Source organism: Bosea sp. Tri-49 (assembly GCF_003952665.1).
Lineage (GTDB): Bacteria > Pseudomonadota > Alphaproteobacteria > Rhizobiales > Beijerinckiaceae > Allobosea.
The window spans coordinates 3,966,651-3,986,037 of sequence record NZ_CP017946.1 but is presented as its reverse complement, the minus strand read 5'-3'; the positions used below and the strand labels follow the sequence as shown (position 1 = coordinate 3,986,037).

Below are 19,387 nucleotides of genomic sequence, written 5' to 3'. Positions count from 1 at the left end.
GATAGAAACATGCAGCTCAAGACATTGCTCGCGGCCACGGCGCTCGGCGCACTGATGGCTTCGCCGGCGCTGGCGCAGCAGATTTCGGTCAAGGCCGGCGTACTCAACGACCGCTCCGGTCTCTATGCCGACCTTTCGGGCGAGGGCTCGGTGATCGCCGCGCGCCTCGCGGTCGAGGACTTCAAGGCGGCCGAGAAGGGCATCAAGGTCGAGATCGTCTCGGCCGACCACCAGAACAAGCCGGACGTCGGTTCGACCATCGCCCGGCAATGGTACGACCAGGACGGTGTCGACCTGATCCTCGACGTGCCGACCTCCTCGGTCGCGCTCGCGGTCAACCAGATCACTCGCGAGAAGAACAAGGTCCACATCAACTCCGGCGCGGCCTCCTCGGACCTGACCGGCAAGGCCTGCTCGCCGAACACGGTCCACTGGACCTACGACACCTACGCGCTGGCCCAGGGCACCGGCGGCGCCATGACCAAGGCCGGCGGCGACAGCTGGTTCTTCCTTACCGCCGACTACGCCTTCGGCCATGCGCTTGAGCGCGACACCGCGGCGGTGGTGACCAAGGCCGGCGGCAAGGTGCTCGGCGCCGTGCGCACGCCGTTCCCCGGCACGGACTTCTCGTCCTTCCTGCTGCAGGCGCAGGCATCCAAGGCCAAGGTCATCGGCCTCGCCAATGCCGGCGGCGACACCATCAACTCGATCAAGCAGGCGGGTGAATTCGGCATCGTCGCCGGCGGCCAGAAGCTGGCCGGTCTGCTCGTCTTCGCCACGGACGTGCATGCGCTCGGCCTGCAGACGGCTCAGGGCCTCGTCCTGACCGAGTCCTTCTACTGGGACATGAATGACCAGACCCGCGCCTGGTCCGAGCGTTTCGCCAAGCTCAACGGCGGCAAGAAGCCCTCCATGGTCCAGGCCGGCGTCTATTCCGGCATGCTGCACTATCTCAAGGCGGTCGAGGCGGCCAAGAGCAAGGATTCGGCTGCCGTCATGGCCAAGATGAAGGAATTGCCGACCGACGACCCGCTGTTCGGCAAGGGCTCGGTCCGCGTCGACGGCCGCAAGATGCACGACATGTACCTGTTCGAGGTCAAGAAGCCGTCGGAATCGAAGGCGCCGTGGGATTACTACAAGCAGATCGCGGTGCTGAAGGCGGACGAGGCCTTCAAGCCGCTCGCCGAGAGCGAGTGCCCGCTCGTCAAGAAGTGATGGGCTGAAACAGCCCGCACGACACACTCTGCCGGGGCCGGAGACGGCCCCGGATCAGCTTTCACGGAATGGTCGATCGCATGTTCGAGCTCTTGGGTGTCCCGCCACAGGCATTGTTCGGCCAGCTTCTGCTCGGCCTGATCAACGGCTCGTTCTATGCGATCCTGAGCCTCGGCCTGGCGGTGATCTTCGGCCTGCTCAACATCATCAACTTCACCCATGGCGCCCAGTACATGATGGGCGCCTTCGTCGCCTGGATGTGCCTGAACTATCTCGGTATCAACTATTGGGCGGCGCTGCTGCTGGCACCGATCGCGGTCGGTATCACCGGCGTGGTGATCGAGCGCTTCCTGCTGAAACGCATCGCCCATGTCGATCATCTCTACGGGCTCCTGCTGACCTTCGGCCTGGCGCTGATCATCCAGGGCTTGTTCCGCAACAATTATGGCTCCTCCGGCCTGCCTTACTCGATCCCGGCCGAGCTGCGCGGCGGTTATAATCTCGGCTTCATGTTCCTGCCGACCTATCGCGGCTGGGTCGTGATCGCCTCGCTCGTCGTCTGCCTCGCCACCTGGTTCATCATCGAGAAGACCAAGCTTGGCTCCTATTTGCGCGCGGCGACCGAGAACCCGACCCTGACCCAGGCCTTCGGCATCAACGTGCCGCTGCTGGTGACGCTGACCTATGGCTTCGGCGTCGCGCTCGCCGCCTTCGCCGGCGTGCTGGCGGCGCCGATCTACTCGGTCAACCCGAACATGGGCGCCGACCTGATCATCGTCGTCTTCGCCGTGGTGGTGATCGGAGGCATGGGCTCGATCATGGGCGCGATCGTCACAGGCTTCTCGCTTGGCCTGGTCGAGGGATTGACCAAGGTCTTCTATCCGGAAGCCTCGGCGACCGTGATCTTCATCATCATGGCGATCGTGCTTCTGGTGAAGCCGGCCGGCCTGTTCGGCCGCGCCGCGTGAGGAATTGAGATGGCAGACATCGCTTCCACCGACGCTCCCGCCGCCGCTCTCGCCATCGGCGAGGTTGATGACAGCACAGCGCGGCTGCACCGCAACCTGATGATCGGCATCGCGGCCGCGCTTGTGATTGCGCCATTCGTCGCCTATCCGGTCTTCGTGATGAAGGTGCTGTGCTTTGCGCTGTTCGCGCTCGCCTTCAATCTTCTGCTCGGCTATGGCGGCCTGCTCTCCTTCGGCCACGCAGCCTATTTCGGCATGGCGAGCTATGTCAGCGCCTATACGGCCAAGCATTGGGGACTGACGCCCGAGCTCGCCATCCTCGCCGGCACCGGGATCGCTGCCCTGCTTGGGCTCGCCTTCGGCGCGCTCGCCATCCGCCGCCAGGGTATCTACTTCGCGATGATCACGCTGGCGCTGGCGCAGATGGCGTTCTTCTTCTCGCTGCAGACGCCGCGCTTCACCGGCGGCGAGGACGGCATCCAGGCGGTGCCGCGCGGCAAGCTCCTCGGCCTGTTCAGCCTCGCCGACGATCGCGCGCTCTATTGGCTCGTCGCCGCGGTCTTCATGGGTGGGCTGCTGCTGATCTACCGCGTCATCCACTCGCCCTTCGGCCAGGTCTGCAAGGCGATCCGCGATAACGAGCCGCGCGCCATTTCGCTCGGCTACCGCTCCAGCCAGTACAAGCTCGCCGTCTTCGTGCTCTCGGCCGGGATCGCCGGGCTCGCCGGCGCGACCAAGGCGATCGTCTTCCAGCTGGCCTCGCTCACCGACGTGCATTGGTCGATGTCGGGCGAGGTCGTGCTGATGACGCTGGTCGGCGGGCTCGGCACCGTCTTCGGACCGATCGTCGGCGCAATCGTCATCGTCTCGATGCAGAATTTCCTGGCGACGCTCGGTGCCTGGGTCACGGTCGTGCAGGGCGTCGTCTTCGTGATCTGCGTCCTGCTCTTCCGCGAAGGCATCGTCGGCATGATCGCCAAATGGATCAAGAAGCCGCTGTGATCGGCTACCTGCTGAGCAGATAATCCGCCACGGCCGCGCGGTCCGCTCCACTGAGTCCGGCGGGTGGACTCATCCAGCCACCGGATACGAGCGCGTCTGGGTCAGAGAGGTAGGCCTTCAGCTTCTCGTCGTCCCAGCGGAGCCCTTGCGCCTTCGCGGCCCTGAACGCCGGCGAATAGTCGAAGCCATCAGCCGAGCCGAGCACGCGCCCCTTCAACCCGGCGAGATGCGGCCCGGCCATGCCGGCCTTGGCCGGATCGAGGCTGTGGCAGGACTGGCAGGCCTTGAAGACGATAGCTCCCGCCGGCTCCTGCCCCTGTAGCGGTTCGGACAGGATCAGGGCGAGCGCAAGGAACGCCGCGACGCCCGTCCTCACGCCGGCTTCACCGTCTGGATACGCACCAGCCGGTTGGTGCCGCTCTCGCCGCCCCAGGCCTCGCCGGAACGCCCGTCCATCTGGCGGACATTGGCGCCGGGCTTGTCGCTCGGGAAGCTGTTGAATTCCTCGTTCAGCGGGTCGAAGCGGACGATGCTGTTGAGGGCGAAGTCGGTCAGCCAGACCTTGTCGGCGTCGTCGACATAGACCGAATAGGTCCGCGGCTTGTGACCGGGCAGCTTCCAGCCCTTCCAGCTGCCGCTTTCCGGATCAAACGATGAGACCTGCCCGGAATTCCACTCGCTGACCCAGATCCGGTTCTTCGAATCCGACCAGACCCGGCGCGCGCCCTGGCCCTCGGTCGGCGGGTCGACCACGGTGAAGGCGCCGCTCTGCGTGTTGATCCTTGCGATGTAGTTGCCCGCGAGCGAGGCGAACCAGATCTCGCCTACCGGCGTACGCGTCATGCCATAGGGGCCGGCGCCGCGCGGCGCGTCGAAGATGTCCATCTTGCCGGACTTCGGATCGAGGCGGCCGACGATGCCGTTCTGGCCGGTGAACCAGAGCACGCCGGTCTTGTCGAAGACCGGCGTGTTGAGATTGGCGCGCTCGCGTCCGGCCGGCAGCTTGAACAGTTCGACCTTGTGCGTCTTGTCGTCGACGCGGGCGATGGCGTTCTGGCCGCCCTCGGTGACCCAGGCGGCGCCATCAGGCCCGCGCACCACGCCATGCGGGGCGGCGCCGTCGCCGAGCGGGATCACCTTGGTCTGGCTGGTGCGGGGGTCGAAGCGGCCGAGCACGCCATTGCGCTGGCCGCAGACCCAGAGCGTGCCGTCGCCGGCATCGGTGACGTCGCGCGAGCCCTTGATCTCCGGCACCTCGAAATAGGTGACGATGAATGGGCTGCCGGGCTGGGGTTGTCCAGTCGCCTCGGCGCTGCGCAAGATCAGATTCGGCGCGGCGAGGCCGGCGATGCCGAATTTCAGGAACGAACGGCGCAGCATGGGCGTCTCCTTTCGTTGTCGGCTGGCGAATGATCTGCCTGTCCAGGACAGGCGTAAACCGACAACATCGTGAAACTGTGGCTGCGGCCGGACGGTTCCCTTTTCTCGTGTTCAGCGCTGCCGCTGGATTCCTTCGGGCAGGCTCGAGACGCGCGCCATTTCACCGTCTCGGAAGGCGGCGGGATCGGAAAGATAGTCCTGTGCCATCGCCATCGCGTCGGCGCCCCAGAAGACCTCGCCGTCGATCACCAGGCTCGGCACGCCGAAGACGCCGGCGGCGATCGCTTCATCGGTCGCCTGGCGCAGGCGGTCCTTGACCTCCTGCTCCGCGATCAGCGCCAGGGCATCGGGGCGGCCGGCGGCATCGGCGACCGCTTCCAGCACGGCCGGCTCGTTGGCGTCGCGTCCTTCGCCCCAGACGAGGCGAAACGCGGCCGTCACCGCCGCCTCATTGCCGTCGAGCGCGGTCAGCAGGCGCAACATGGCGAGCGGGTTGAAGGGATGGGCCGGCGGGAAGCGGAAGAGCACGCCCATCGCCTGCGCCGTATGGGTGGCGAGGCGATAGGTATGGACGCGCTTGGGTGCGATCTCGGCCGGGCCGAGCTGGCCCCAGGCCTTGAGGATTGCGCCGAAGACGAGCGGCTTCAGTACCACCGGACGGTGCATACGGATCGCATCGAGGCGCGTCAGCGCGAGGTGCGCGAAGGGTGAGATGATGTCGAAATACCAGACGGCGGGCGCAGGCAAGGGCGGACTCACTTGATCAGAGCGAGGGCGGCGCGGAACTGGGGGTGCTCGGCTGTACGCAGCCACTCGAATACGACCGCCTCCGTGGTGACGATCTCGGCGCCGTTTCGCTCCAGCCGGCGTAAGCTCACTTCCTTGCTTTCCGGCACGCGCGAGCCGACAGCGTCCTGCACCACAAAGACATGGCGCTTGTGTTCAAGCAGCGAGAGCGCGGTCTGGCCGAAGCAGACATGCGCCTCGCAGCCGCAGAGTATGAGGTCATCATCGCCGGCGATGGCGTCGATGAAAGCCGGCGTGCTGCAGGCATCGAAGCTCATCTTGGTGATCGCGGACGCGGCCTCGGCGAGCTCCGGAACCGTCGCGCCGAGGCCGGCTGGATTCTGCTCGGTCATCACGATCGGCACCTCGAGGAGCTTTGCCGCCGCAACCAGCCTACCGGCATTGGCGAGGAGGCGCGGCCCGTCATGGATCGCCGGCATCAATCGCGCCTGGAAGTCGATGACGATGAGGCGGGACCGCTTGGCGTTAATCAGATGCATCGGCATCACCTTCGCTGGAGCCGGTCGAGCTCGGTTTCGACATGGCGCTCCATCAGCATGCGCGCCGAGGCGCCGAACATGCGGATGCGCTGCGTATGCGCCAGCAGCAGCACACCGGAAGCATGAGCGAAGGCGTCGGCCATGATCAAGTCGGCCTGCGTTTCATCTGCGCCGAGCGCCAGCGCCGCCTCGCGGATCGGTGCCAAAGTCGCTTCCAGCGCCTCGTTCAGGGCCCGGTCACGCTCGCGGCCGAGGCCGTGCGGGCGCATGCCGCCACGGAACAGGTAGAAGCCGAGATCAAGATCGCGCGGGTTCTCGGCGTAGAAGTCGAAGAAGGCGAGCGCGGCGGCGCAGAAGCACTCCGACGGGCTGCCGGCAGCCGCGACCGCCGCATCGACCGCCGCCTGCAGCGCCGCGATCGAGCGGCCAAGAACCTCGGCATAGAGCGCCTCTTTCGAGTCGAAATGGAAATAGAGCGCCGCCGGCGTGTAGCCGGCCTCGGCTGCGATCGCCCGCAGTGAGGCGCCGTCCAGTCCCTCGCGCTCGAACACCGTGCGCGCTGCGGCAAGAATGCCCTCGCGCTTGGCGTCTGTGGCGGCATAGCGGCCGCGTTTCCGCTCTGCGGATCCCTCGCTCACTCTGGAACGCCTCCAAGCTTCTTGACGAAAATCTAACGCTGTTCAATTTTAAGAACAACAACTAACCGGGAGGAGGCTAGCATGCTGATGGACGCCGCCGGCTATCGTGAATCCTTGCGGGCCTATTCTCCGCGCGTCTTCGTCAACGGCCGCAGGGTCGAGAGCGTCGCCGACGAGCCCATGCTGCTGCCGGGCATCAACGGCATCGGCGTGACCTACGACCTCGTGCATGAGGCGGCCTATCGGCCGATCATGACGGCGGTGCAGGATTCTTCCGGCCGCATTGTCAACCGCATGCTTCATATCGACGCCTCGTCGAGCGATCTGCTCGCCAAGCTCGAGGCTGTGCGTCTGGTCTGCAAGATCTCCGGCTGCGCCCAGCGCTATCTGACGCATGACGCCTTCAACGGCATTCTGCAGGCGACCGTTCGCGCCGACGCCAACCATGGCACCGATTATCACCAGCGCTTCGTGGCCTATATGCATCGCATCCAGGATGAGGACCTGACTTGCGGCGTCGCCATGACCGACGCCAAGGGCGACCGCTCGCTGCGGCCGGGCGAGCAGGCCAATCGCGATTCCTATGTGCACATCAAGGAGCGCCGGCCCGACGGTATCGTCATCCGCGGCACCAAGGCGATCGTCACCGGCGCGCCCTATGTCCATGAATTCCTGGTGATGCCGTGCCGCACCCATGCCGAGGGCGACGAGGATTTCGCCGTCTGCTGCGCCGTGCCCTGCGATGCCGAGGGCGTCACCATCGTGGCGCGCCCGGCCGGGCGGCCGGGCGATCCCGCCGCGAAATTCTCGGCGAAATACGGCCAGTCGACCGGCGCCGTGATGTTCGACGACGTCTTCGTACCGTGGAGCCGTGTCTTCCTCGCCGGCGAGATCGAGGAGGCCGGCTATCTCACCACCAGCTACGCCACCCATCACCGTCACAGCTGCATCGCGGCGCGGGCCGGCTTCGGCGACCTCTTGATCGGCGCCGGCGCGCTGATGCTCGAGGCCAATGGGCTCGATGCCGACAGGCATTCCCATGTCCGTGAGCAGTTGGTCGAGCTGATCACCATTACCGAGAGCTTCTTCGCCTGCGGCGTCGCAGCCTCCGTCTATTGCAGCAAGGACGCCTCGAGCGTGGCGATGCCGGACGCAGTTTTCGCCAATATCGGCAAGCTGCTGCTCGCTACCAAGATCTACGACATGCACCGCATTGCTCACTATGTTTCGGGAGGCTTGATCGTGGCGCTGCCCGGCCCGGACGAGGATCACAACCCTGAGACATCAGCGTCGCTCGCGGCCGTGCTGACTGGGCGGCCGGACATCCCCTATGAGCAGCGCGCCGAGGTCGCCCGCTTCATCGAGGACCTCACCGTCTCCAAGGAGGCCGGCTGGTATTCGGTGATCTCGCTGCATGGCGGCGGCTCGCCCGAGGCGATGAAGCGCGAGATCTGGCGCAACTATCCCGTCATGGAAAAGGTCGCGCTGGTCGAGAGCCTTCTCGATCGCGGCGTGCTCGCCGACGGTTCGCGCGCTTCAAAGCAGCCAGGGCGCTGCTGCGTGACCGGTTGCGAGGTGCCCGAGCGCGTAACAACACCGGAGGCGGCGGAATGAACATCCACGCGAACGCCACCCACCAGGTCCTCAACCAGGCCCGGCCCGCCACGGGCTGGAATGCCTTCTCCGACGATGCGGTGCTGCAAGGGATCGTCACGCGCGGCGCGCCCTGGGTCGCAGACAAGGCGGCGGCACTCGGAGCCCATGCCGGCGATGCCGAGGTGCAGGAGCTCGCCCGTCTCGCCAACCGCCATGGCCCGGAACTCGAGAGCCATGACCGCTATGGCAATCGCATCGACTGGATCGACTTCCATCCGGCCTGGCACGAGCTGATGGCGCTCGCCTTCGCCCATGAGGTGCCATCGCTCGCCTGGACGACGAAGGAGCCGAACGGCCATCTCGGCCGCGCCGTCTTGTCCTATCTCTGGAACCAGATCGAGCACGGGACGGGGTGCCCGACCGGCATGACCTATGCCGCCTTTCCCGGCCTCGCCCAGCCGGAATTCGCACTCTGGCGGCAGAAGATCACCTCGGGGCGCTACGACAAGCGCCCCTTGCCAGTCACGCAGAAGACCGGCGCCAGCATCGGCTATGCGATGACCGAGAAGCAGGGCGGCTCCGACCTGCGCCAGACCCAGACCACGGCCCGCTTCCTCGAGGATACGCCGGAAGGCCGGGTCTATCTGATCACCGGGCACAAATGGTTCTTCTCGGTGCCGCAATCGGACGGGTTCTTTACCTTGGCGCAGACGCAGAGCGGCGTCTCCTGCCTGTTCTGCCCGGGCTTCCTGCCCGATGGCAACCGCAACCGGCTGCAGATCCAGCGCCTCAAGGACAAGGCCGGCAACCGCTCGAATGCCTCCTCCGAGGTCGAATTCCGCGAATGCCTGGGCTGGCTGGTCGGCGAGGAGGGCGCCGGCATCAAGGAAATCCTCAGCCACGCTCATCTAACCCGTCTCGACTTCGCCGTCGGCTCGGCCGGGCTGATGCGCCAGGCGCTGACGCTGGCGCTGAACCACACCCAGTCGCGTAAGGGGTTCGGTTCGTCGCTCGCCGAGCAGCCGATGATGACCAACATCCTTGCCGACCTCGCGATCGATTCCGAGGCCTCGACGCTGATGGCCTTCCGCGTCGCCGCCGCGACCGATGCGATGGAGACCTCCGAGGAGGAGCGTCATCTCGCCCGCGTCACCACCCCGCTGGCGAAGTTCTGGAACTGCAAGCGCGCCGCCGCCTTCGTTGTCGAAGCCCTGGAATGCCATGGCGGTAACGGCTTCATCGAGGAGAACCCGATGGCGCGGCTCTATCGCGAGGCGCCGCTCAACGCGATCTGGGAGGGCACCTCGAACATGATGTGCATGGACGTGCTGCGCGCCTTCAATCGCGAGCCGCGCACCAAGGAGGCCTTCATGAACGAGGTCGGCGCAGCGCGCGGCGCCAACCGCGCCCTCGACCGCTGGCTGGACCGGCTCGGCGACGAGGCTGCCAAGCCCCGCAACGATGACGGCCATGGCCGCCGGCTCGCGAATCTGATGGCCTATGCGCTGCAGGCATCAGAGCTCAGGAAACATGCCGACGAGACCGTATTCGAGACCTTCTGCCGCTCGCGGCTCGACGCCGACTGGGGCTATGTCTTCGGCACGCTCGACCCCTCGCCTGAGCTGGCGGGGATCGTGCAGCGGGCGACCGTGGCGCGTGGTTAGTCGTCATTGCGAGCGAAGCGAAGCAATCCAGAAGACGTGAAACTCTGCCGTCCCTGGATTGCTTCCTCGGCTTCGCCTCCTCGCAATGACGGTAGGCAGCCGGACTACTGGAAAAACACGCGCCCCAAGCCCATCCCCTCGCGGGAATGGGCATCCCACCAACCCTATGCGCGTGGTCTGGCTCGCTGCGCCTCAGGCGGCGCAGCAGGCATGGGCTTTCGGCTGGTCCTCATACTCGTCATGACGCTTGATGAAGCTCAGCGTCGAACTCTCGTTGCGGCCTTTCGGCGCCCGGTCGAGGATCATCAGCGTACCCAGCATCTCCTCGCCGCCACGGGCATAGGACGAGTAGGTATGGAAGACCTCGCCGGCCTCGTTGCGGATGAAGGCGCTGGTGCCCGGAAGTTCGTCATGGGCCTGTTCGGCCGGCGTCTGGGTGAAATTGTAGAGCACCGGGCCCTTGGCGAGCTCCTCCCGGCTGAAGGAGACATGGTAGTCGAAGTTGAAATCGCTGCCGAAGGAGGAGACCCAGGGGAAGCTCCAGCCCATGCGTGTCTTGTAGGCCTCGATCTTGGCGAGCGGCGCGCGCGAGACGGTCACCAGCGTGACGTCGTGATTGTTGAGATGCGCCAGCGTGCCGTCGAAATGGTCGGCCATGAAGGAACAGCCGGGGCAGCCGGCCTCCCAGTCCGGTCCGAACATGAAATGGTAGATTACCAGCTGGCTGCGGCCGTCGAACAATTCGGCGAGCGTCTTCTTGCCCGCAGGCGTATCGAAAACGTAGTCCTTGTCGACCTTGACCCAGGGCAGAGCGAGGCGCTCGGCATTGATCTGATCGCGCAGCCGGGTGAACTCTTTCTCGCGGCTGAGCAGGGCCTTGCGCGCCTCAAGCCATTCGGATCGGGGAACCACATGATGCTCCATCATCGCCTCCTTGCAGCCCCCAGCTCTTCAGCTTAATCTTGTTGCGTTGATATCAACATATCTGAACGATGTCAAAATCACCGGAAGCACCCCTCGAAGCCCTCGTCCCCTTCGCCACGACGCTGCATGTGCGCGACCATTGCCTGTGCCTGCATGTCCAGCGTGCGGCGCGGGCGCTGGCGCGGCTGTTCGACGAGGCGCTGCGCCCGGTTGATCTCACCAATCAGCAATTCTCCCTCCTGATGTCGCTGAACCGGCCGGAGCCGCCGCCGATCGGCCCGGTCGCGAGCCTGCTCGGCATGGATCGGACGACGCTGACCGCGGCGCTGAAGCCGCTGGAGCGCCGCGGCCTCGTCGTCGTGGCTGCGGGCGAGAAGGACCGCCGCAGCCGGCTCCTGGCAATTACGCCTGAGGGAATTGCCCTGCTCGCACGCGCCATGCCGATCTGGCAGCGCACGCATGACGCGGTCGATGCCCAACTCGCCAACGTCGTCGAACCGGCCAGGCTCAGGCAGGCGCTTCTGGCCGTGTCATAGCCGCGCCACATCGCCCCGGCCCACTGGCCGATGCATCCGACAGACGGTGCCGACCCCAGAACAATGCTGCCAAGGAGCACAAAATGCCCCAGATGATCTTCGTCAACCTGCCGGTGAAGGACCTGCCGAAATCGATCGCTTTCTTCGAGGCGCTCGGCTTCTCCTTCAACCCGCAATTCACCGACGAGACCGCCGCCTGCATGGTGATCAGCGAGACGATCTTCGCGATGCTGCTGACCCATGAGAAATTCGCCGGCTTTTCGCCCAAGCCGATCGCCGACACCAGCCAGTCGCTGGAGGTGCTCACCGCGCTCTCGCGCGACAGCCGCGAGGCGGTCGATGCGATCGTCAAGGCGGCACTCGGCGCCGGCGGCACGACCTATAGCGAGCCGAAGGATTACGGCTTCATGTACGCCCACGGCTTCCAGGACCTCGACGGCCATGTCTGGGAGGTGATGTGGATGGATGAGAGCGCCACCCAGCAATAGCCCACCGGGCAAAGCCCATCAAAAAATCGGGGGCGCGGCATTGCTGCCGCGCCCCTTTCGCGCTTTTGAGCCGGGAGGAGGGGGCTCAGCTGCGCTTGGGCGGAGACGCCGGCCAGCTCTTGATCAGCGTGTCGTAGTCGATCGTTTCGCCCTTCGGCTTCTCGTTGGCGAGCTTGCGCTGCGGCGCCAGCGTGCCGGCCTTCTCGGCCTTGGCGAACCACTCCTCGGCCGTGGTACGCGGGTTGAGCTTCGGCCCGCAATCGCCCTGCACGCCGGAGCGCTCCAGGCGCTCCATCACCGAGTCCTGGGCCGCCGCGAGCGCGTCCATCGCCGCCTGCGGGGTCTTGGCGCCGGAGGAGGCGTCGCCGATGTTCTGCCACCAGAGCTGGGCGAGGCGCGGATAGTCCGGGACGTTGTTGCCGGTCGGGGTCCACTGCACGCGCGCCGGTGAGCGGTAGAACTCGATCAGCCCGCCGAGCTGCGGAGCGCGCTCGGTGAAGCTCTTGTCCCAGATGTCGCTCTCGCGGATGAAGGTCAGACCGACATGGCTCTTCTTCAGGCTGACCGTCTTCGAGACGATGAACTGCAGATAGAGCCAGGCCGCCTTGCGGCGCTCGACCGGGGTCGAGTTGAGCAGGGTCGCCGAGCCGGCGTCCTGGTAGCCGAGCTTCATCCCGTCCTTCCAGTAGGAGCCCTTGGGCGAGGGCGCCATCCGCCATTTCGGCTTGCCGTCCGCGCTCATCACCGGCAGGCCGGGCTTGACCATGTCGGCGGTGAAGGCGGTGTACCAGAAGATCTGCTGGGCGATCGTCCCTTGCGCCGGCACCGGCCCGGACTCGCCGAAGGTCATGCCTTGCGCCTGCGGGGGAGCATACTTCTTCAGCCAGTCGACATATTTGGTGATCGAGTAGACCGCCGCCGGGCCGTTGGTGTCGCCGCCGCGCTCGACCGCGGAGCCGACCGGGCGGCAGCCCTCCATCCGGATGCCCCATTCATCGACCGGCAGGCCGTTCGGGATGCCCTTATCGCCATTGCCGGCCATGGAGAGCCAGGCGTCGGTGAAGCGCCAGCCGAGCGATGGGTCCTTCTTGCCATAGTCCATATGGCCGAAGATCTTGGTGCCGTCGATTTCCTTGACGTCGTTGGTGAAGAACTCGGCGATGTCCTCATAGGCCGACCAGTTCACGGGCACGCCGAGATCGTAGCCGTATTTGGCCTTGAACTTCTCCTTGAGGTCGGCGCGCTGGAACCAGTCGTAGCGGAACCAGTAGAGGTTCGCGAACTGCTGCACCGGCAGCTGGTAGAGCTTGCCATCCGGCCCGGTGCCGAAGGACTTGCCGATGAAGTCGTCGATGTCGAGCTGCGGATTGGTGACGTCCTTGCCCGGCCCGGCCATCCAGTCGGTCAGGTTCGTCGCCTGCTTGTAGCGGAAATGCGTGCCGATCAGGTCGGAATCGTTGATCCAGCCATCATAGATGTTCTTGCCGGACTGCATCTGCGTCTGGATCTTCTCGACCACGTCGCCTTCCTGGATCAGGTCGTGCGTCAGCTTGATGCCTGTGATCTCGCTGAAGGCCTTGGCCAGGGTCTTGGCCTCGTATTCATGCGTGGTGATCGTCTCCGAGACGATGTTGATTTCCATGCCGGCGAAAGGCTTCGCCGCATTGACGAACCACTCCATCTCCTTCTGCTGCTCCTCCTTGGAGAGCGTCGAGGGCTGGAATTCGCTGTCGATCCATTTGCGCGCTTCCTCGGGGCCGGCGAGGGCCGGTCCGGCGGCGAGCGCGAGCGCGAACAGGCTCGCGCCGGTCAGGCTGGCAACGGTCTTGCTGGTGAGGGTCCTGCTGAGCGTCGTCATCGTTGTCCTCCGATGTTTCCCTTGGGTGCCGCCCCTTCTCCGGGGTCGGTCGTTTCTTGTTGTTGGGCCGGCTCTTCAGACGAAGCGGAAGACCGCTGCGGCATAGAGGAGCGCGAGGCCGGAAGCCCACCACAGCGGCTGGCCAATGATGCCGAGCCAGGCGAGGTGAATGAAGGCGCTGCCGAGCAGCGAGATGAAGAGCCGGTCGCCGCGCGTGGTGGCGATGCCGAGCACGCCGACGCGCTCGGTCTCGGGCCGGAAGACCGCGAGCAGCGTCAGGATCAGGAGCAGGCTGGCGATGCCGGCGAAGAAGACGCCGGTCTGCCAGGTCCAGGCCATCCAGGCGAGTTCCATCACACCCTCCCCAGGGCGAAGCCCTTGGCGATGTAGTTGCGGACGAACCAGATCACGAGCGCGCCGGGGATCAGCGTCAGCACGCCGGCTGCCGCGAGCACCCCCCAGTCCATGCCGGCGGCCGAGACCGTTCTGGTCATGGTCGCCGCGATCGGCTTGGCGCTGACGCTGGTCAGCGTGCGCGCCAGCAGGAGCTCGACCCAGGAGAACATGAAGCAGAAGAAGGCGGCGACGCCGATGCCGGATGCGATCAGCGGCATGAAGATCTTCACGAAGAAGCGCGGGAAGGAATAGCCGTCGATCGCCGCGGTCTCGTCGATCTCGCGCGGTACGCCGGACATGAAACCTTCGAGGATCCAGACTGCCAGCGGCACATTGAACAGGCAGTGGGCGAGGGCGACCGCGAGCGGCGTGTCGAACAGGCCGATCGCGGAATAGAGGTTGAAGAACGGCAGCGCGAACACCGCCGGCGGCGCCATCCGGTTCGAGAGCAGCCAGAAGAACAAATGCTTGTCGCCGAGGAAACGGTAGCGTGAGAAGGCGTAGGCCGCCGGCAGCGCGAAGGCGAGCGAGAGCAGGGTGTTCAGCGCCACATATTGCAGCGAGTTGATGTAGCCGTTGTACCAGCTCGGGTCGGTGAAGATCTTGGCGTAGTTGTTGAACGTGAAGGTCCGCGGCCAGAGCGTCAGCGCGTTGGTGATCTCGGTGTTGGTCTTGAAGCTCATGTTGACGAGCCAGTAGATCGGCAACATCAGCGCGATCAGATAGAGCGAGAGGATCAACCGGCCGCCGCGCATCAGCCCCTCCCCGCTTCAGAGTCGGCCCACGCATCGGCGGTGGTCATCACCGTGTAGAACACCCAGCACACGGCGAGGATGATCAGGTTGTAGACGATCGAGAGCGCCGCCGCCTTGCCGAGGTCGAACTGGCCGAGAGCGAGCTTGACCAGCTCGATCGAGAGGAAGGTCGTCGAATTGCCGGGGCCGCCACCGGTGACGACGAAGGGCTCGGTGTAGATCATGAACGAGTCCATGAAGCGCAGCAGCACGGCGATCAAAAGCACACGGTTCATCTTCGGCAGCTGGATGGTGCGGAACACGGCCCAGCGCGAGGCGCCATCGATGCGCGCCGCCTGATAATAGGCGTCAGGGATCGACTTCAGGCCGGCATAGCAGAGCAGCGCGACCAGCGAGGTCCAGTGCCAGACATCCATCACGATGATGGTGAACCAGGCGGCGACCGGGTCGGAGACGTAATTGTAGCGGATGCCGAGCCCGTTGATCGCGGCGCCGAACAGGCCGATGTCGCCGCGCGCGAAGATCTGCCAGATCGTGCCGACGACGTTCCACGGGATTAGCAGCGGTAGCGCCATCAGCACCAGCGTCGCCGAGACCGTCCAGCCCTGGCGCGGCATCGACAGCGCCACCAGGATGCCGAGCGGAATCTCGATGGCGAGGATGATTCCCGAGAAGGCGAGATTGCGCCAGAGCGAGTCGTAGAAGCGCGAGCCGAGATCGCTCTTGGGATCGAGCAATTCGGCGAACCAGCCGACGCCATTCCAGAAGAACTGGTTGTTGCCGAAGGAATCCTGGACTGAATAGTTCACCACCGTCATCAGCGGGATCACCGCCGAGAAGGCGACGATCAGCAGCACCGGCAGGACGAGCAGCCAGGCCTTCTGGTTGACCGGCTTCATGGCTGGCCTCCCGCGAGCGCTTCGCCTTTGACCAGGTGGCCGTCACTGTAGATGTGGATCTGACCTGCCTGCAGCGAAAGCGCGGCCTGATCGCCATCGAAGCTCGCGCCTTCCGGCACGCTCGCGGCCAGCTTGAGGCCGCCGAGCTCGACGCGGGCGATGCGGGCGCGGCCGATATCGTCGATGCGCGCGATCCGAACCGGCAGGCCGGCGCCGCTTGGCGCGAGTGTCGCGTATTCCGGCCGGATGCCGAGCTCGACCTTGCCGGCGAGCGAAGGATAGTGCCGCGCCAGCGCGATCTCCTGTCCGGCGAGGCTCGCGCGCGCGCCCTCTACCGCGCAGGGCAGCACGTTCATGCCGGGCGAGCCGATGAAATGGCCGACGAAGGTGTGGGCCGGATGCTGGAACAGCTCCTCGGGCGTGCCGGTCTGCACCACCCCGCCATCATGCATCACCACCACGGTGTCGGCGAAGGTCAGAGCTTCCGTCTGGTCGTGGGTGACGTAGATCATGGTCAGGTCGAGCTTGCGGTGCAGCTCCTTCAGCATCGAGCGCAATTGCCATTTCAGATGCGGGTCGATGACGGTCAGCGGCTCGTCGAACAGGATCGCGGCGACGTCGGGCCGGACCAGCCCGCGTCCGAGCGAGATCTTCTGCTTGGCGTCGGCCCCGAGCCGGCTCGCCTTGCGGTCGAGCGCCGAGGTCAGGTCGAGCAGGCCGGCGATCTCGGCGACGCGGGCCTCGATCTCGGCCCGCGCGACGCCGCGGTTCTTCAGCGGGAAGGCGAGGTTCTCACGCACCGTCATCGTGTCGTAGACGACCGGAAACTGGAAGACCTGGGCGATGTTGCGCGCCTCGGTCGGCAGCTTCGTCACATCCTTGTCGTCGAACAGGATGCGCCCGCGCGTCGGCACGACGAGACCGGAGATGATGTTGAGCAGCGTGGTCTTGCCGCAGCCGGAGGGGCCGAGCAGCGCATAGGCGCCGCCCTGGCGCCAGACATGGTCGACCTCGCGCAGGGCATAGTCCTGCGGCCCCTGCGGGTTGGGCTTGTAGGCATGGGCCAGTTTGTCGAGCGTGATCCTGGCCATCTCACGCCGCCTTTGCCGGAGCTGCCGCGGCGAGCCCGCCGGCAGCATCGAACAGGAAGATCCGGGCGGGATCGAGCCAGGCTGTCACGGCCGCGCCCGGCTCCAGACGCCGCACGCCCGGCACCAGCGCGATCAAGCGGTGCGCGCCGACATCGAGATGGACGAAGGATTCCGAGCCGGTGATCTCGGAGACGGAGACGCTTGCCTGCAGCGCAATCGCCGGCGCCGGCAACGCATCGAGCGCGAGGTGATGGGCGCGGAAGCCGATCGTGTAGGCGCCATCAGGCACGCTCGCGAAAGCTCCCGTGGCAGGAATGCTCTGGCCGGTCGAGAGCCGGACTTCCCCGCCCTGCTTGGTGCCGGAAAGCGTGTTGAGCGGTGGATCCGAGAAGACCTGCGCGGTCACAAGGTCATGCGGCTGGCGATAGACCTGCGCGGTCGGGCCGAACTGGGTCACCCGACCCTGGAAGAGCGTGGCGGTATTGCCGCCGAGCAGCAGCGCCTCGCTCGGCTCGGTGGTGGCGTAGACGAAGATCGCGCCGGATTCGGCGAAGATGCGCGGCAGTTCCTCGCGCAATTCCTCGCGGAGCTTGTAGTCGAGATTGGCGAGCGGCTCGTCGAGCAGCACCAGTTCGGCTCGCTTCACCAGCGCGCGGGCGATCGCGGTGCGCTGCTGCTGACCGCCGGAGAGCTCGAGCGGCTTGCGCTGAAGATAGGGCTCGAGCCGCAGCAGCGCTGCGGCGCTCTTGACCCGGGCATCGATCTCATTCGCCGGCAAGCGGGCGACACGCAGCGGCGAGGCGATGTTCTCGTAGACCGACAGCGCCGGGTAGTTGATGAACTGCTGGTAGACCATCGCGACATTGCGCTTCTGCACCGGCAGCCCGGTGACGTCGCGGCCCTCGACCAGAACCTTGCCGGTGCTCGGTGCGTCGAGCCCGGCCATCAGCCGCATCAGCGAGGTCTTGCCCGCGAGCGTCGCGCCGAGCAGGACGTTGAGCGAGCCTCTCTCCAGCGTCAGCGAGATGTCGGCGAGCAGGGTCTGCGCGCCGCGCGTCAGGCCGATACTGTCGAGCGTCAGGCTCATCCGCGCGCCTCCGCCCGAAGGGGAGCAGCAGGCGAGACTTTCGCCGCCATGTACTCGTCGAGCGCCCGACGCTGCTCGGGCGAAAAGCGCAGGCCGAGCTTGCTGCGCCGGAACAGCACGTCCTCGGCGCTCCCAGCCCATTCCTGGCTCATCAGCCAGGCGACCTCGCGCTCGGTCAGGTCGGCGCCGAAGACCCGGCCGAGATCGGCCATCGCCTTGGCGCCTTCGAGCAGGGTTTCCGCGCGAGTGCCATAGGCGCGGGCGAGCCGGCGCGCCAGCTTGCGCTCGAGCCAGGGGCGGGCCGCGCAGATGTGCTCGACCAATCCCTCGAAACCCTCGACGGGGAAATCGCCGCCGGGCAGATGTGCCCCGGCCGTCCAGGGCGATGCACGCAGCGCCGGCACGGCGGCGGCAAGCTTTTCGACCGCAGCTTCCGCCAGCCGGCGCGCCGTGGTGATCTTGCCGCCGAAGACCGAGAGCAGCGGTGCCGAGCCGGCCGGCTCATCCAGCGTCAGCACGTAGTCGCGCGTCGCTTCCTGAGCCTTGCTGGCGCCGTCGTCATAGAGCGGGCGCACGCCGGAATAGGTCCAGACCACATCCCCGCGCGTGATCGGCTTGCGGAAATACTCGCTCGCCGCGGCGCAGAGATAGGCGATCTCGTCCTCGCTGGCGGCGACCTTGGCGGGGTCGCCATCATAGTCCTTGTCGGTGGTGCCGATCAGGGTCAGGTCGCCCTCATAGGGTATGGCGAAGATGATGCGGCCATCGGCGTTCTGGAAGATGTAGCAGCGCTCGTGCTCGAACAGGCGCGGCACGACGATATGGCTACCCTGGACCAGGCGCACCGCAGCCGGGCGGTTGCTGGCGACGATGCCGTTCAGCACATCGGCGACCCAGGGGCCGGCGGCGTTGACGAGTACGCGCGCGCTGGTCTCTGCGCGGGTCCCGTCCGCCGCTTCCGTGGCGACCACCCAGACATCGCCCTGGCGGCGCGCGCCGATGACCTTAGTCCGCGGTAGGATCTTGGCGCCGTGTTCGGCCGCGTCGCGAGCGTTGAGCACGACGAGGCGGGCATCCTCGACCCAGCAATCGGAATATTCGAAGGCGCGGTCGAAGCGTGGCTGCAGCGATTCGCCGGCAGCGTCGCGCCTAAGGTCGAGCGAGCGCGTCGGCGGCAGCAGTCGGCGCCCGCCGAGATGGTCGTAGAGGAAGAGGCCGAGCCGCAGCATCCACCAGGGCCGCAGGCCCGCATGATGCGGCAGCACGAAGCGCAGGGGGCGGATGATGTGCGGCGCGGCGCGCCACATCACTTCGCGCTCGGTCAGCGCTTCGCGCACCAGCCGGAACTCGTAATGCTCGAGATAGCGCAGCCCGCCATGGATCAGCTTGGTCGAGGCCGAAGAGGTCGCGCTGGCAAGGTCCGACTGTTCGAACAGCACGACCGAGGCTCCACGCCCCGCCGCATCGCGCGCAATGCCGCAGCCGTTCACGCCGCCGCCGATAATGGCGATGTCGAACACCGGAGCCGTCACGCATTCCTCCCGCAGGCGGCCTTTGCGGGCGCCTCTTCAACGTACGGTAGAGCGTGATTTTCTTGCGTGCAA

Annotated in this window: 20 protein-coding genes; 7 read left to right on the top strand and 13 right to left on the bottom strand. The window is 66.0% G+C overall.

Annotated features, from left to right (window positions below):
• The first annotated feature begins 9 nt into the window (after nt 1–9).
• The 3 genes from BLM15_RS19230 to BLM15_RS19220 all read left to right on the top strand — a co-directional run bounded on the left by BLM15_RS19230 (nt 10) and on the right by BLM15_RS19220 (nt 3,185).
• Nucleotides 10–1,215: an ABC transporter substrate-binding protein gene (locus BLM15_RS19230; protein ID WP_126114258.1), complete on the top strand. Its 1,206-nt coding sequence runs from the start codon at nt 10–12 to the stop codon at nt 1,213–1,215.
• Between the two features lie 80 nt (nt 1,216–1,295).
• Entirely contained in the window at nt 1,296–2,183 is an 888-nt protein-coding gene (locus BLM15_RS19225) for a branched-chain amino acid ABC transporter permease (protein ID WP_126114257.1), read from the top strand.
• A 9-nt stretch (nt 2,184–2,192) separates the two neighbouring features.
• Nucleotides 2,193–3,185 carry a branched-chain amino acid ABC transporter permease gene (locus BLM15_RS19220; RefSeq protein ID WP_126114256.1) on the top strand — a complete coding sequence of 331 codons (993 nt, stop codon included), beginning with the start codon at nt 2,193–2,195 and terminating at the stop codon, nt 3,183–3,185.
• A 4-nt stretch (nt 3,186–3,189) separates the two neighbouring features.
• On the opposite strand, the gene BLM15_RS19215 is transcribed toward BLM15_RS19220, so the two are convergent.
• The 5 genes from BLM15_RS19215 to BLM15_RS19195 all read right to left on the bottom strand — a co-directional run bounded on the left by BLM15_RS19215 (nt 3,190) and on the right by BLM15_RS19195 (nt 6,489).
• Nucleotides 3,190–3,561, bottom strand: coding sequence for a c-type cytochrome (locus tag BLM15_RS19215; RefSeq protein ID WP_164547579.1), 372 nt, complete (start codon nt 3,559–3,561; stop codon nt 3,190–3,192).
• Nucleotides 3,558–4,565, bottom strand: a complete 1,008-nt coding sequence (locus BLM15_RS19210; protein WP_126114254.1) for a Vgb family protein — start codon at nt 4,563–4,565, stop codon at nt 3,558–3,560. Before BLM15_RS19210 ends, BLM15_RS19215 begins: the two co-directional genes overlap by 4 nt.
• 111 nt (nt 4,566–4,676) lie before the next feature.
• A complete protein-coding gene (locus BLM15_RS19205; protein WP_164547578.1) occupies nt 4,677–5,312 on the bottom strand; it encodes a 2-hydroxychromene-2-carboxylate isomerase in 636 nt (211 codons plus the stop codon).
• Nucleotides 5,313–5,320: 8 nt separating this feature from the next.
• A complete protein-coding gene (locus tag BLM15_RS19200; protein WP_126114252.1) occupies nt 5,321–5,851 on the bottom strand; it encodes an isochorismatase family protein in 531 nt (176 codons plus the stop codon).
• Nucleotides 5,852–5,856: 5 nt separating this feature from the next.
• Nucleotides 5,857–6,489 carry a TetR/AcrR family transcriptional regulator gene (locus BLM15_RS19195; RefSeq protein WP_126114251.1) on the bottom strand — a complete coding sequence of 211 codons (633 nt, stop codon included), beginning with the start codon at nt 6,487–6,489 and terminating at the stop codon, nt 5,857–5,859.
• Between the two features lie 81 nt (nt 6,490–6,570).
• On the opposite strand from BLM15_RS19195, the gene BLM15_RS19190 reads away from it, so the two are divergent.
• Nucleotides 6,571–8,103 carry a 4-hydroxyphenylacetate 3-hydroxylase family protein gene (locus tag BLM15_RS19190; RefSeq protein ID WP_126114250.1) on the top strand — a complete coding sequence of 511 codons (1,533 nt, stop codon included), beginning with the start codon at nt 6,571–6,573 and terminating at the stop codon, nt 8,101–8,103.
• Nucleotides 8,100–9,749: an acyl-CoA dehydrogenase family protein gene (locus BLM15_RS19185; protein ID WP_126114249.1), complete on the top strand. Its 1,650-nt coding sequence runs from the start codon at nt 8,100–8,102 to the stop codon at nt 9,747–9,749. The genes BLM15_RS19190 and BLM15_RS19185 overlap by 4 nt, the downstream gene beginning before the upstream one ends.
• A 192-nt stretch (nt 9,750–9,941) precedes the next feature.
• Here BLM15_RS19185 and BLM15_RS19180 read toward each other — a convergent pair whose 3' ends face one another.
• The gene (locus BLM15_RS19180; RefSeq protein WP_126114248.1) at nt 9,942–10,673 is read right to left on the bottom strand and encodes a DUF899 domain-containing protein; all 732 of its coding nucleotides are present in this window, start codon (nt 10,671–10,673) and stop codon (nt 9,942–9,944) included.
• Nucleotides 10,674–10,741: 68 nt separating this feature from the next.
• Here BLM15_RS19180 and BLM15_RS19175 point away from each other — a divergent pair, with 68 nt between their 5' ends.
• Entirely contained in the window at nt 10,742–11,209 is a 468-nt protein-coding gene (locus tag BLM15_RS19175; protein WP_126114247.1) for a MarR family winged helix-turn-helix transcriptional regulator, read from the top strand.
• 83 nt (nt 11,210–11,292) lie between these two features.
• The gene (locus BLM15_RS19170) at nt 11,293–11,697 is read left to right on the top strand and encodes a VOC family protein (RefSeq protein ID WP_126114246.1); all 405 of its coding nucleotides are present in this window, start codon (nt 11,293–11,295) and stop codon (nt 11,695–11,697) included.
• A gap of 85 nt (nt 11,698–11,782) precedes the next feature.
• Here the strand turns inward: BLM15_RS19170 and BLM15_RS19165 are convergent, their stop codons facing one another.
• The 7 genes from BLM15_RS19165 to glpD form a co-directional block, all read right to left on the bottom strand.
• On the bottom strand, nt 11,783–13,555 hold the full coding sequence (locus BLM15_RS19165) for an ABC transporter substrate-binding protein (protein ID WP_126114245.1): 1,773 nt from the start codon (nt 13,553–13,555) through the stop codon (nt 11,783–11,785).
• Nucleotides 13,556–13,630: 75 nt separating this feature from the next.
• Nucleotides 13,631–13,909: a DUF2160 domain-containing protein gene (locus tag BLM15_RS19160; protein WP_126114244.1), complete on the bottom strand. Its 279-nt coding sequence runs from the start codon at nt 13,907–13,909 to the stop codon at nt 13,631–13,633.
• A complete protein-coding gene (locus tag BLM15_RS19155; RefSeq protein WP_126114243.1) occupies nt 13,909–14,706 on the bottom strand; it encodes a carbohydrate ABC transporter permease in 798 nt (265 codons plus the stop codon). The genes BLM15_RS19160 and BLM15_RS19155 overlap by 1 nt, the downstream gene beginning before the upstream one ends.
• Nucleotides 14,706–15,605, bottom strand: coding sequence for a carbohydrate ABC transporter permease (locus BLM15_RS19150; protein WP_126114242.1), 900 nt, complete (start codon nt 15,603–15,605; stop codon nt 14,706–14,708). The genes BLM15_RS19155 and BLM15_RS19150 overlap by 1 nt, the downstream gene beginning before the upstream one ends.
• Entirely contained in the window at nt 15,602–16,696 is a 1,095-nt protein-coding gene (locus BLM15_RS19145; protein ID WP_126114241.1) for an ABC transporter ATP-binding protein, read from the bottom strand. The genes BLM15_RS19150 and BLM15_RS19145 overlap by 4 nt, the downstream gene beginning before the upstream one ends.
• A 1-nt stretch (nt 16,697) precedes the next feature.
• Nucleotides 16,698–17,783, bottom strand: coding sequence for an ABC transporter ATP-binding protein (locus BLM15_RS19140; protein ID WP_126114240.1), 1,086 nt, complete (start codon nt 17,781–17,783; stop codon nt 16,698–16,700).
• A complete protein-coding gene (gene glpD, locus BLM15_RS19135) occupies nt 17,780–19,315 on the bottom strand; it encodes a glycerol-3-phosphate dehydrogenase (protein WP_126114239.1) in 1,536 nt (511 codons plus the stop codon). Before glpD ends, BLM15_RS19140 begins: the two co-directional genes overlap by 4 nt.
• Nucleotides 19,316–19,387: the final 72 nt, after the last annotated feature.